Genomic DNA, 11,855 nt, shown 5'->3' with positions numbered 1-11,855 from the left:
GGTCGAACAGTCGGTGCACATCTACAACCATGAGCGACCGCATACGGCTCTGAAATACAAAACGCCCGATGCGGTGCATCGGGCGTTCTAGCGCCTGGATACTGTCAACCTATTCCAGGACTTGACAGTGCCCGACGCGTGAAGTATGCCGCCCGGGTTCGTTACCGCGTCGCTGCGCGACCGCCGAAGCGGCACGCGATCCGCTTCAGAAACCCCAGAACATCAACCACCATGCGCTGTCGATGACGGCAAGCGCGACGGCGAACCACGCGAATGCCGCAAGCCGGCGCGGCCAGCCCGCATAGCGGCCCGTCACTTTCCACGCGAGCCACGCACTCCATGCGTTGGCGCCGACCAGGATCGCGATGCGCACATCGGTCGCCCAGCCGAGCGGTACATGCTCGGCACGCAGCAACGACAGTGTCGTGGCCGACAGGCCAAGAAATACGCCCGCACCCGCGATCGGGATCAACGCCTGGGCAAGATGATGCAGCCGCACGCGATCGAAGCGGCCGAGCATCAGCGTCGCGCCGGCCAGCAGCACCAGCAGTGCCGTGCCGTACACGAGCCCCGTGCCGACGATGTAGCTGATGACCAGCCCGCCGTCGAGCCACGAAAACACGTCGTTGCGATCCGGATAGTGCGTGAGCAGGAACCACGGCGCATTGGTCTCGAGCGGCCACGTGATGTCATGGTCGATCAGCCAGCCCGCGAGCCATTGCTTGATCTGCACGAACCACGGGCTGACGGTCCAGTGGAACGCACCGATCGCGACGCCAAGCAGGCCGTACAGGATCAGCGCGGTGTCCCACGGGTTCGCCTGCTGCGCGCCGAGGTTCACGACCTCGTCGGACGGCGAGCGCAACGACAGCGAGATCGCATCCCGGTGCCCGCTGCAGCGGCCGCACATGTGGCAGTCCGCCGCGCCCTTCATGTTGCGCAACGGCACGAGCGGCGCGCAGTTGATCGGAATCACGCGATGGCCATGCTCGCCGTTCTTGTACGACCGGCGCCATGCATCCTCGTCGACCTTGTAGCGCATCGGTGCGAGCCGCGCGAGCAGCCCGAACACGCCGTTCACCGGGCACAGGTACTTGCACCACACGCGCTTTTCGCGGCCGTACAGCAAGCCGATCACGATCGCGCCGACGGTCGAGCCGCCGAGTACGAACAGCACCGCGAGCGGGTACTGGTACACGCTCACCATCTGCCCGTAGATCGTCGTGAGCCCGAACGCGACGAACGGCCAGCCGCCCCACCGCATCCAGCGCGGAATCGGGCCGCCGCGGCCGAACTTGCTCGCGAATTCGGTGAGCGCACCTTCCGGACACAGCACGCCGCACCAGACACGGCCGAGCATCACCATCGACAGCAGCACGAACGGCCACCAGATGCCCCAGAACGTGAATTGCGCGATCAGCGTGAGGTTATTCCACAGATGTGCGGAGTCGTCCGGCAGCGGCAACACCGCCGGCACGATGATCAGGAACGCATAGACGGCGACGACGGCCCACTGGATGCCGCGGATCAACGCACCGTGGCGCTGCATCCATTGGCCGGCCTGCGCGAGCCAGCCCTGCTTGGCTGCGGCGACAACGCTCATGCCGCGCGACCTGCCGCGACCGCCGGACGACGGCTCGCGCGCTTCATCAGCAGCCAGACCACCGCCCAGTACACCGCATACGCGACCAGGTTGGTCAGCGCGGGATGAGCACGATAGCCGGTCAGCGTGGCGACGAGCGAGCCGAACGTACCCGAATCATCGAGGATCGCGGACGTGTCCCACACCTGCGAAATGCCGAGCGGCAGGATTTCCTTGTCGATCAGCTTGTCGACGCCGGTCTGGAACAGGCCTGCGCCGAGGAACAGCAGCATCACTTCCGTGACGCGGAAGAAATGCCGCCACGAGAAGTACTTGCCGCCGAGTTGCAGCAGATAGAACGTGAGGAACGCGAGGCCGAGGCCGATCACGACCGCGAGCATCTGGCTGCCGTCGACGTGACCCGACTGGCCGAAACCGAGACCGTACAGGAAGATCACCGTCTCGCTGCCTTCGCGCGCGATCGCGAGCGCGACCAGCACCGCGACACCCCACCAGTTCGAATCGCGCGTGCTCTGCTGCAGCGATTGCTCCATGTCGCGCTTCAGCGTGCGGCCGTGCCGGCGCATCCACAGCACCATCTGCACGATCAGCACGCATGCGATCAGCACCATGGCGGTCTGGAAGTAGTCCTGCGCGTCGCCGGACAGCACTTCGGTGAAACCGACCAGTGCGGCACCAAGGCCGACGGCCATCAGCAGGCCGACGCCGACGCCGGCCCAGAGAAAAGGCAGGCCGCGGCGCGCGTCGTCGTCGCCGTTTTTCAGCCATGCATAGAGAATGCCGACGACGAGCAGCGCTTCGACGCTCTCCCGCCAGACGATGAACAAGATCTGACCCATCGATACCTCCTGACGCGCGGTACACCGGGCAGGTGCGCCCGCGCGCAGATAAAACGCATTACTTCGCGACGATCACGCCCTGCGCCTGCTGGTGGAAATCGTCGAAAAACTTGTATTCACCCGGTGACAACGGTGCGACGACAACGAATGAATCGGCGCCCGGCGCGAGCACCTTCTCCTTGCGCAGTTGCACGCTCTCGAATTCGGCGGCGCCCTTGCCGGTGTTCTTGATCTCGATCTTGAAACGCTGGCCGGCCGGCACTTCGATGCGGGCGGGATTCAGCTTGCCGTCCGTCATCTCGAGCTTGAACGTCGGCAGATCGGCAGCGTACGCTGCGCCGGCAAGCCACAACGCAGCGGCTGCGGCAACGATTTTCTGGGGAATTTTCATTCTGGGTTCTCTACGCCGACGGCGCGCCGAAGCGCGCCGTTCGTGATGCCGCCGATCAGTAACCGCCCTTCTTGCCGATACCGGCGAACGGGAAGTCGTACTCGAGGGTAATGGGCTTGAACCATGCGCCCACGCCCGTTTCCTTGTCGATGTGACGGCCGAACGCCATGTGGCCCGTCTGCATCGGCGGCTTGACGACCATCGTCAGGTGGTACTTGCCCGGGCCGTTCAGCTTCACGTTGTCGCCGTAGTGCGGACCGTCGCTCGCGACCATGCCCATCAGGTCGCCTTCAGCCTTCCACTTCGTGTCGCCCTGCTTCGTCAGCTTGTACGTGACCTGCAGGTACGGCATCCAGTCGCCTTCCGCGAAACCCGTCGGGTTGTTCTTGACCGCATGGATGTCGGCCTCGAGGTGGATGTCGGAATCCGACGCCTTGCGCATCATCCCTTCCGGGTCCATCGTGATCGGCTGCAGGTACACCGCGCCGATTTCCATGCCGCCCTGGATCTGCTGCTTGCCGATCGGATATTCGGCAGCCGAGGCCGACATCGCGGCAAGCGCCGCCGCTACCGCAACCGTCGTGCGGATGAACGAAGAACCCAACATGGACACTCCTTGTTATTTGATCTGGAACCATGCGGACCGACTAACGGCCGGCCCACTGAAAACACTAACGCGACGAAGAACGTTAATGCGAACAATTCTCAATAATCACGAAGTTTAGCACCGAACCTGTTTCGGAACAAACGAAGAGCCGTGTAAACCCCTGATCCGACAAGGCTTACAGGTTCGTTACCGCAGGGTTTCGGTGACGCTTGGAAAGATTTACCGGCCACCGTTGACGTGATCGCCGACGTTCGCGCCGAACACGCGCTCACGCAGCAGCGCAAGTTGGTCGCGGGTCGCGGCGGCCTTCTCGAACTCGAGGTTCTTCGCGTAGTCGGCCATCTGCTTCTCGAGGCGCTTGATTTCCTTGGCGAGCTGCTTTTCCGACATGTCCTCGAATTTCGCGCGCTGCTGCGCTTCCTTCAGCTCCGCGCGTGCCTCGTCCGCGTTGTAGACGCCGTCGATGATGTCCTTGATGCGCTTCACGACACCGCGCGGCGTGATGCCCATCTTTTCGTTGTGCGCGATCTGCTTCGCACGGCGCCGCTCGGTCTCGCCGATCGCGCGCTTCATCGACTCGGTCATGTTGTCCGCGTAGAGGATCGCCTTGCCGTTCACGTTCCGCGCCGCGCGGCCGATCGTCTGGATCAGCGAGCGCTCCGCGCGCAGGAAGCCTTCCTTGTCCGCGTCGAGGATCGCGACGAGCGACACCTCGGGAATGTCGAGCCCTTCCCGCAGCAGGTTGATCCCGACCAGCACGTCGAACGTGCCGAGCCGCAGGTCGCGGATGATCTCGACGCGCTCGACCGTGTCGATGTCGCTGTGCAGGTAACGCACCTTGACCCCGTGATCGGCCAGAAACTCGGTGAGCTGCTCGGCCATGCGCTTCGTCAGCACGGTAATCAGCACGCGCTCCTCGGCCTTCACGCGCGCGTTGATCTCGGCCAGCACGTCGTCGACCTGCGAGCTCGCCGGCCGCACTTCGATTTCCGGATCGACCAGGCCCGTCGGCCGCACGACCTGTTCGGCGATCTGCCCGGTCACGCGCTTCTCGTAGTCGGCCGGCGTGGCCGACACGAACACGACCTGGCGCATCTTGCGTTCGAACTCCGGGAACTTGAGCGGCCGGTTGTCCAGCGCCGACGGCAGTCGGAACCCGTAGTTGACGAGGTTTTCCTTGCGCGCGCGGTCGCCGTTGTACATGCCGTTCAACTGGCCGATCAGCACGTGCGATTCGTCGAGCAGCATCAGCGCATCGGGCGGCAGGTAGTCGACGAGGGTCGGCGGCGGATCGCCGGGCGCCGCGCCCGAGAAATGCCGAGAGTAGTTCTCGATGCCCTTGCAGAAGCCGAGCTCCTGCAGCATCTCGAGATCGAAACGCGTGCGCTGCTCGAGGCGCTGCGCCTCGACGAGCTTGCCGTCGCGGTGAAAGAACTCGAGCCGCTCGCGCAATTCGTCCTTGATCGTCTCGACCGCGCGCATCACGGTGTCGCGCGGCGTCACGTAGTGCGACGACGGATACACGGTGAAGCGCGGGATCTTCTGCCGTACGCGCCCGGTCAGCGGGTCGAACAGCTGCAGCGTCTCCACCTCGTCGTCGAACAGTTCGACGCGCACGGCCAACTCCGCATGCTCGGCCGGGAAGATGTCGATCGTGTCGCCGCGCACGCGGAACGTGCCGCGCTGGAAGTCCTGCTCGTTGCGTGTGTATTGCATCGCGATCAGCCGCGCGATCACGTCGCGCTGGCCGAGCTTGTCGCCGGCGCGCAGCGTCAGGATCATCTGGTGGTATTCGGACGGGTTGCCGATACCGTAGATCGCCGACACCGTCGCGACGATCACGACATCGCGACGCTCCATCAGGCTCTTCGTCGCGGACAGCCGCATCTGCTCGATGTGCTCGTTGATCGACGAGTCCTTCTCGATGAACAGGTCGCGCTGCGGCACGTACGCTTCTGGCTGGTAATAGTCGTAGTACGAGACGAAGTACTCGACCGCGTTGCGCGGGAAGAACTCACGAAATTCCGAGTAGAGCTGCGCGGCGAGCGTCTTGTTCGGCGCGAACACGATCGCCGGGCGGCCGAGCCGCGCGATCGTGTTCGCCATCGTGAAGGTCTTGCCCGAGCCCGTCACGCCGAGCAGCGTCTGGAACGAGAGACCGTCCTCGACCCCTTCGACGAGCGTCTCGATCGCGGTCGGCTGGTCGCCTGCGGGCGGATACGGTTGATACAGCTGGAACGGCGACCCTTCGAAGGTCACGAATTTCGATTCGTCGAGCGCGTCGCCGGTTTCGGCTTTATGTTCGGACATGGAATGCGGCCGGAGCGAGGGCAAAGAAAGCATTCTAGCGCTTCGCGGCCTCGCGAACTGCTGCCGGCTCCTGACGCGCGACAGCCGCCCGAAATCGCGATTCCCGGCCGAATTTCGCCGCCGAAACGCCGCCCCCGCCTGCGTGAATTCGCTACAATGTCAGGCTGCTGCGCTTTCCGGCGTCGTGCCTGCCTGCGCGCGGTCCATCCACCGCGCCCGCCCCGCCCGTTGAAAGCCTGACCCTCTTTTCACTACTGCCGAATCATCATGTCGCTCTTCTCCGCTGTCCAGCTTGCTCCCCGCGACCCGATCCTGGGCCTGAACGAAGCCTTCAACGCCGATGCGCGTCCGACCAAGGTCAACCTCGGCGTCGGTGTGTACACGAACGAAGAAGGCAAGATTCCGCTGCTGCGCGCGGTTCGCGATGCGGAGAAGGCACGTGTCGAGGCCGGCCTGCCGCGTGGCTACCTGCCGATCGACGGTATCGCCGCCTACGATGCGGCCGTGCAGAAGCTGCTGCTCGGCAATGACTCGCCGCTGATCGCAGCCGGCCGCGTGGTCACGGCCCAGGCACTGGGCGGCACGGGTGCACTGAAGATCGGCGCGGATTTCCTGCGCACCCTGAACCCGAACGCGAAGGTCGCGATCAGCGATCCGAGCTGGGAAAACCACCGCGCGCTGTTCGAAGCAGCCGGCTTCGAAGTCGTCGCATACCCGTACTACGACGCCGCCACCAACGGCGTGAACTTCGAAGGCATGCTGTCGGCACTGAACAGCTACGCGGCAGGTACGGTCGTCGTGCTGCACGCGTGCTGCCACAACCCGACCGGCGTGGACCTGACCGAAGCGCAATGGCAACAGGTCGTCGACGTCGTGAAGGCACGCGACCTGGTGCCGTTCCTCGACATGGCCTACCAGGGTTTCGGCGAAAACATCGAGGCCGATGCCGCTGCCGTGCGCCTGTTTGCCGCGGCTGACCTGAACGCATTCGTGTCGTCGTCGTTCTCGAAGTCGTTCTCGCTGTACGGCGAGCGCGTCGGCGCACTGTCGATCATCACGTCGAGCAAGGAAGAAGCGTCGCGCGTGCTGTCGCAACTGAAGCGCGTGATCCGCACGAACTACTCGAACCCGCCGACCCATGGCGGCGCCGTGGTCGCAGCGGTGCTCGCATCGCCGGAACTGCACGCTTCGTGGGTGCAGGAACTCGGTGAAATGCGCGATCGCATCCGCGCAATGCGCAATGGTCTCGTCGAGCGCCTGAAGGCAAGCGGCGTCGATCGCGACTTCAGCTTCATCAACGCGCAGCGCGGGATGTTCTCGTATTCGGGCCTGACCTCGGCACAAGTCGATCGCCTGCGCGATGAGTTCGGCATTTATGCAGTCGGCACGGGCCGGATCTGCGTCGCAGCACTGAACACGCGCAATCTCGACGTGGTCGCCAATGCTGTCGCAGCCGTCCTGAAGTAATGCGGCAAGAGCAGGCGGCAGCCGTCATCGGCCCCGCCCTGCCAAAATGAAAAACGCGCTCCGAGGAGCGCGTTTTTTTATGCCATTGACCGGCGAGCAGCGACCCCGCCCGCCCCCCCGCATCACTGCATGAACCAGCCGTGGCTGACGATGAACGACTGGCCCGTGAGCGCGGCGCTCGGGAAGGCCGACAGGAACAACACCGTCTGCGCGACGTCCTGAACGGTCGTGAACACCCCGTCGACCGTATTGCCGAGCATCACCTTCTTCACCACTTCCTCTTCGCTGATCCCGAGCTCCTTCGCCTGCTCCGGAATCTGCTTGTCGACCAGCGGCGTGCGCACGAAGCCCGGACACACGACGTGCGAGCGCACGTTGTGCTTCGCACCTTCCTTCGCCAGCACGCGGGCCAGGCCGAGCAGGCCGTGCTTGGCCGTCACGTACGCCGACTTCAGCGGCGACGCTTCGTGCGAGTGCACCGAACCCATGTAGATCACGACACCGCCGCGATCGTCCTTGTACATGTGCTTCAGCGCGGCCTTGGTCGTGAGGAACGCGCCGTCGACGTGGATCGCCTGCATCTTCTTCCAGTCGGCGAACGAATAGTTCTCGATCGGGTTGACGATCTGGATGCCCGCGTTCGACACGAGGATGTCGACCGAGCCGAACGTTTCGGCCACCTTGTCGATCCCGCTGTTCACGGCTTCCTCGTTGGTCACGTCCATCGCGACGCCGATCGCCTTGCCGCCCGCCTTGACGATCTCGTCGGCGACCGCGTTCGCGCCGTCCTGGTTCAGGTCGGCGATCGCGACGGCCGCGCCCGCTTTCGCGAGCTCGAGTGCGATTTCCTTGCCGATGCCGCTCGCGGCGCCCGTGACGACTGCGGTCTTGCCGCTCAGATCTGCTGCCATGTCCGTCTCCTCCCGTTATCGGATCGATAAAACACGCGCCCGCCACATCCGCTACCGTCGCGCGATCGTACTGGCGGGCCAGCCGTCATTGTGCACGATCGGCCCCGCCGTTCGCGCGCAAAACGTCTAAGCTTAAGGTCGGTTCTGTCACGCAGGAGATTCGCATGCACTATCGACGACTAGGCCGCTCCGGTCTGCAGATCAGCGAGCTTTCGCTCGGTTCGTGGGTGACCTACGGCAACCAGGTCGACCAGCGGGTCGCGCGTGAGTGCCTGGCTGCGGCGCGCGACGCTGGCGTCAATTTCTTCGACAATGCCGAGGTCTACGCCGGCGGCAAATCCGAGGAAATCATGGGCCACGCGCTCAAGGCGCTCGACTGGCCGCGCATCAGCTACATCGTGTCCACGAAGCTCTTCTGGGGGCTCGCCGAAGCGCCGAACCAGTATCACACGCTGAACCGGAAATACCTGCTGAACGCCATCGACGGCTCGCTGCGCCGGCTGCAACTCGACTATGTCGACCTCGTCTACTGCCATCGCCCCGACCCGAACACGCCGATCGAGGAAACCGTCTGGGCGATGAGCGACATGATCGTACGCGGCAAGGCGCTGTACTGGGGCACGTCGGAATGGAGTGCCGACGAGATCCGTGCTGCGTACGAGATCGCCGAGCGGCATCACCTGCACAAGCCGGTCGTCGAGCAGCCGCAGTACAACCTGTTCCACCGCACGCGGGTCGAACAGGAATATGCGCGGCTCTACGAAGACTACGGTCTCGGCCTCACGACCTGGAGCCCGCTGGCATCGGGCCTGCTCACCGGCAAGTACCGTAACGGCGTGCCGCCCGGCAGCCGCGCCCAGTTACAGGGTTACGACTGGATGCGCGACCGCCTGACCAATCCGGCCGCCAACGACATCGTCGAACGGCTCGGCACAATTGCAGCCGAGCTCGGTCGCAGCACGGCCCAGCTCGCGATCGCGTGGGTACTCGCCAATCCGCGTGTGAGTTCAGTCATCACAGGCGCGTCGCGGATCGAGCAGATCAGTGACAACATGCGCGCGCTCGACGTTGCCGCTAAGCTGACGCCGGATGTGAAGCAACACATCGAGGAGGTGGTCGGCGATGCGTACGAGTAAGGCGACACGCGATCACTCGCGTACAATACGCGGCCCGCATCGGCGCCCGGCCTGACGGCCGCGCACGATCGACCGCTTTCATCGATTCACCTTTCGTTTCAGGCAGCCCGCCATGCTCAGTTATCGTCACGGTTTTCACGCAGGCAACCACGCGGACGTGCTCAAGCACGCCGTCGTCGTCCAGCTGCTGCGCTACCTGAACAAGAAGGACAAGTCTTACTGGTATATCGACACGCATGCAGGTGCCGGGGTGTACTCGCTGCGCGACGGCTACGCGGCGAAGACGTCGGAATTCGACACCGGCATCGGCCGACTGTGGAACGAAAAAAACCTGCCGGAGGCACTGGGCGACTATGTGGATGAAGTACGCGCGCTGAACGACGACGGTGAACTGCGCTTCTACCCGGGTTCGCCCTACATCGCATGGCGATCGATGCGCGAGCAGGACCGCATGCGCCTGTTCGAAATGCACACGACGGAAATCGACGTGCTGCGTCACAATTTCCGCGATGCAGGCCGACGCGCGATGATCTTCGCCGGCGACGGCTTCGAAGGCATCAAGGCGCTGCTGCCGCCGCCGCCGCGACGCGCACTCGTGCTGATCGACCCGTCCTACGAGGACAAGAAGGATTACGCGCGCACGGTGGCTTGCGTGACGGAGTGTCTGAAGCGTTTCGCGACGGGCTGCTATGCAGTCTGGTACCCGCAGGTGACCCGGACGGAATCGCAGCGTTTTCCCGAGCAGTTGAAGCGCCTGCAACCGAACAACTGGCTGCACCTGACACTGACGGTATCGAATCCGCCGACTGACGGGCTGGGTCTCTACGGCAGCGGGATGTTCATTCTGAATCCGCCGTATACGCTCGCCCAGAGCATGAACGAGGCACTGCCCTACCTGGTCGAGATGCTCGGACAGGATAGCGGCGCCCGCTGCCAGATCGAGCACCGCGGAAACTGATCGGGCGACTGGCCGTTACGGCTGAGGTCTCGGCGCGAGCCTCGGCTGGTTGACCGGCTGCCCACCCCATGCGGGGACATTGATATACGGCGCGACAAACAGCGGAACCGACGTGTTCGGCGCCTGCCCGGCCGGAGTCCGCATCCCTGCCGGCTCGACGATCGGCTCGGAAGACAACGGTGCCGTCTGCAGCACCAACCCGCCCTTGCCGTCCTGGATACCGCGTTGCGTATCGAGAATCAGCGGCTTGGACGACGTCGCAGCAACAGCCGCGAGGCCATGGACCAGCACCGCCGCGCCCAGAACGAGACGCGCGCGGGCACTTCGACGCACATCGAGACGCAAACGCATGATCGTGTCCTTCAGGATGAAAAGCAGGTGCATACCATAGCGCTGCACTGACGATTGCGCCAGATCCGACGCACAAAAAAACAAAGCCCCGTCAAATACGGGGCTTGCTTATCGTTCGGTACCACGTGGCACCTGACGGTGACTCCGATTACAGCGAGTAGCCGTTGGTTTCGAGCGAACGGATGCGGCTCTCGAGCTGGACGATGTCCGACGACGTGGCAAGGTAGGCCTCACGGCGTTCACGTTCTGCGGATTCGAACCAGTTGCTCAGCTTTTCGACGATGTAGGCAATCATGACATTCTCCAAGGAAGGGGGACCCCTGGTGAATCGGTGTTCAGGGATTTCCCGTATAGGGTTATCCCGAATTATAGCGATGCCGCACCAAGATGCTAGTGAAATACTTGCATGGAAACCATTCCAAATCGGAATGGCCGGCCGACGCCACCTCATAACCCATTGATTTTTATGAAAATCGAGTCAATGCCTGATTGGGACGTCGAGAGAACGCACTAATTTGGTTCACCGACAGGGTCGGACAGACGCGCCAAAATCGGGCATTCGGGCCGCCCGTCACCATGACAGTGCGCAGCAAGATCGGCCAGTGTGTCGCGCATGTCGCTCAGCTCGGCGATGCGCTTGTCGAGTTCGGCCACGTGCTCGAGGGCGATCGACTTCACTTCGGCGCTCGCGCGGGAACGGTCTTGCCAGAGCATCAGCAGCTTGCGGATGTCCTCGACGAGAAAGCCAAGGCGTCGCGCCTGACGGATGAAGCGCAGGATATGGATCTCGTCTGCGCCGTAGATCCGGTAGCCGGCGTCGGTACGCTTGCTTGGCGCCAGCAGGCCCACCTGTTCGTAGTACCGAATCATCTTTGCGCTGACTCCGGATTCGCGCGACGCGTCGCCGATATTCATTCCTGCTCTCTCCATCAAGCCCTGGTTTCGAACATGAACGTCGACGTGTGCAATCGCCGACGACACGTCGATCGTATCAAATCGTGTGGTTTCGTTCCGGGGTAAGGATCGATGCAGGATGGAGGCTGATTGATCTGCGTGCGTGCCGTTGGGATGTGAGGGATGGAGCGCTCTTCTCTCACCACACATGCATTTCCGCCGCTGAAATGCAAAAACCCCCGCCTTTCGGGCGGGGGTTCTTGGCTTAGGGAGCCTGACGATTACCTACTTTCACACGGGAATCCGCACTATCATCGGCGTAGAGTCGTTTCACGGTCCTGTTCGGGATGGGAAGGGGTGGGACCGACTCGCTATGGTCATCAGGCAA

The 11,855-nt window shown here is 63.4% G+C and carries 13 protein-coding genes and 1 rRNA gene; 4 read left to right on the top strand and 10 right to left on the bottom strand.

Annotated elements, in window-relative coordinates:
• Positions 1-91 (top strand): integrase core domain-containing protein (locus tag LGM89_RS36980; RefSeq protein ID WP_206139067.1); only part of this gene is annotated, 91 nt, incomplete at its 5' end.
• 114 nt (positions 92-205) lie between these two features.
• On the opposite strand, the gene LGM89_RS36975 is transcribed toward LGM89_RS36980, so the two are convergent.
• The 5 genes from LGM89_RS36975 to uvrB all read right to left on the bottom strand — a co-directional run bounded on the left by LGM89_RS36975 (position 206) and on the right by uvrB (position 5,750).
• A complete protein-coding gene (locus LGM89_RS36975; protein WP_226275812.1) occupies positions 206-1,603 on the bottom strand; it encodes a 4Fe-4S binding protein in 1,398 nt (465 codons plus the stop codon).
• Entirely contained in the window at positions 1,600-2,442 is an 843-nt protein-coding gene (locus LGM89_RS36970) for an FTR1 family iron permease (protein ID WP_027784952.1), read from the bottom strand. The genes LGM89_RS36975 and LGM89_RS36970 overlap by 4 nt, the downstream gene beginning before the upstream one ends.
• A 58-nt stretch (positions 2,443-2,500) precedes the next feature.
• Positions 2,501-2,833: a cupredoxin domain-containing protein gene (locus tag LGM89_RS36965; protein ID WP_027786891.1), complete on the bottom strand. Its 333-nt coding sequence runs from the start codon at positions 2,831-2,833 to the stop codon at positions 2,501-2,503.
• A 55-nt stretch (positions 2,834-2,888) separates the two neighbouring features.
• Entirely contained in the window at positions 2,889-3,440 is a 552-nt protein-coding gene (locus tag LGM89_RS36960) for an iron transporter (RefSeq protein WP_021163417.1), read from the bottom strand.
• A 219-nt stretch (positions 3,441-3,659) separates the two neighbouring features.
• Positions 3,660-5,750 carry an excinuclease ABC subunit UvrB gene (uvrB, locus tag LGM89_RS36955; RefSeq protein WP_089495226.1) on the bottom strand — a complete coding sequence of 697 codons (2,091 nt, stop codon included), beginning with the start codon at positions 5,748-5,750 and terminating at the stop codon, positions 3,660-3,662.
• 267 nt (positions 5,751-6,017) lie between these two features.
• Here uvrB and LGM89_RS36950 point away from each other — a divergent pair, with 267 nt between their 5' ends.
• Positions 6,018-7,217 (top strand): amino acid aminotransferase, encoded by a 1,200-nt coding sequence (locus LGM89_RS36950; RefSeq protein ID WP_089495227.1) that lies wholly within the window; start codon positions 6,018-6,020, stop codon positions 7,215-7,217.
• 122 nt (positions 7,218-7,339) lie between these two features.
• Here the strand turns inward: LGM89_RS36950 and LGM89_RS36945 are convergent, their stop codons facing one another.
• Complete coding sequence (locus tag LGM89_RS36945; protein WP_047851422.1) at positions 7,340-8,128, bottom strand: 3-hydroxybutyrate dehydrogenase; 789 nt, start codon at positions 8,126-8,128, stop codon at positions 7,340-7,342.
• Between the two features lie 164 nt (positions 8,129-8,292).
• On the opposite strand from LGM89_RS36945, the gene LGM89_RS36940 reads away from it, so the two are divergent.
• Entirely contained in the window at positions 8,293-9,264 is a 972-nt protein-coding gene (locus tag LGM89_RS36940; protein WP_226275811.1) for a potassium channel beta subunit family protein, read from the top strand.
• 112 nt (positions 9,265-9,376) lie between these two features.
• Positions 9,377-10,222, top strand: coding sequence for a 23S rRNA (adenine(2030)-N(6))-methyltransferase RlmJ (locus tag LGM89_RS36935; protein ID WP_069248449.1), 846 nt, complete (start codon positions 9,377-9,379; stop codon positions 10,220-10,222).
• 15 nt (positions 10,223-10,237) lie between these two features.
• Here LGM89_RS36935 and LGM89_RS36930 read toward each other — a convergent pair whose 3' ends face one another.
• From LGM89_RS36930 to rrf, 4 genes are all read right to left on the bottom strand, one after another.
• A complete protein-coding gene (locus tag LGM89_RS36930; protein WP_226275809.1) occupies positions 10,238-10,606 on the bottom strand; it encodes a hypothetical protein in 369 nt (122 codons plus the stop codon).
• Between the two features lie 115 nt (positions 10,607-10,721).
• Positions 10,722-10,868, bottom strand: coding sequence for a DUF3563 family protein (locus tag LGM89_RS36925; protein WP_006478295.1), 147 nt, complete (start codon positions 10,866-10,868; stop codon positions 10,722-10,724).
• A gap of 215 nt (positions 10,869-11,083) precedes the next feature.
• Positions 11,084-11,488, bottom strand: a complete 405-nt coding sequence (gene cueR / locus LGM89_RS36920) for a Cu(I)-responsive transcriptional regulator (RefSeq protein WP_041493104.1) — start codon at positions 11,486-11,488, stop codon at positions 11,084-11,086.
• Between the two features lie 251 nt (positions 11,489-11,739).
• Positions 11,740-11,852, bottom strand: a 5S ribosomal RNA gene (rrf, locus tag LGM89_RS36915).
• Positions 11,853-11,855 lie beyond the last annotated feature (3 nt).

The sequence above is a fragment of the Burkholderia sp. AU31624 genome (assembly GCF_020420065.1).
Lineage (GTDB): Bacteria > Pseudomonadota > Gammaproteobacteria > Burkholderiales > Burkholderiaceae > Burkholderia.
The sequence above is the reverse complement of the archived record's forward strand: the minus strand, read 5'-3'. Positions and strand labels throughout refer to the sequence as shown.

Excerpts from the sequence above, each read along its gene's own strand:
- LGM89_RS36925 (WP_006478295.1), bottom strand. The coding sequence starts at position 10,868 with ATGATTGCCTACATCGTCGAAAAGCTGAGCAACTGGTTCGAATCCGCA.
- LGM89_RS36935 (WP_069248449.1), top strand. The coding sequence starts at position 9,377 with ATGCTCAGTTATCGTCACGGTTTTCACGCAGGCAACCACGCGGACGTG.
- LGM89_RS36950 (WP_089495227.1), top strand. The coding sequence starts at position 6,018 with ATGTCGCTCTTCTCCGCTGTCCAGCTTGCTCCCCGCGACCCGATCCTG.
- LGM89_RS36945 (WP_047851422.1), bottom strand. The coding sequence starts at position 8,128 with ATGGCAGCAGATCTGAGCGGCAAGACCGCAGTCGTCACGGGCGCCGCG.
- uvrB (WP_089495226.1), bottom strand. The coding sequence starts at position 5,750 with ATGTCCGAACATAAAGCCGAAACCGGCGACGCGCTCGACGAATCGAAA.
- LGM89_RS36965 (WP_027786891.1), bottom strand. The coding sequence starts at position 2,833 with ATGAAAATTCCCCAGAAAATCGTTGCCGCAGCCGCTGCGTTGTGGCTT.
- LGM89_RS36960 (WP_021163417.1), bottom strand. The coding sequence starts at position 3,440 with ATGTTGGGTTCTTCGTTCATCCGCACGACGGTTGCGGTAGCGGCGGCG.
- cueR (WP_041493104.1), bottom strand. The coding sequence starts at position 11,488 with ATGAATATCGGCGACGCGTCGCGCGAATCCGGAGTCAGCGCAAAGATG.
- LGM89_RS36970 (WP_027784952.1), bottom strand. The coding sequence starts at position 2,442 with ATGGGTCAGATCTTGTTCATCGTCTGGCGGGAGAGCGTCGAAGCGCTG.
- LGM89_RS36930 (WP_226275809.1), bottom strand. The coding sequence starts at position 10,606 with ATGCACCTGCTTTTCATCCTGAAGGACACGATCATGCGTTTGCGTCTC.
- LGM89_RS36975 (WP_226275812.1), bottom strand. The coding sequence starts at position 1,603 with ATGAGCGTTGTCGCCGCAGCCAAGCAGGGCTGGCTCGCGCAGGCCGGC.
- LGM89_RS36940 (WP_226275811.1), top strand. The coding sequence starts at position 8,293 with ATGCACTATCGACGACTAGGCCGCTCCGGTCTGCAGATCAGCGAGCTT.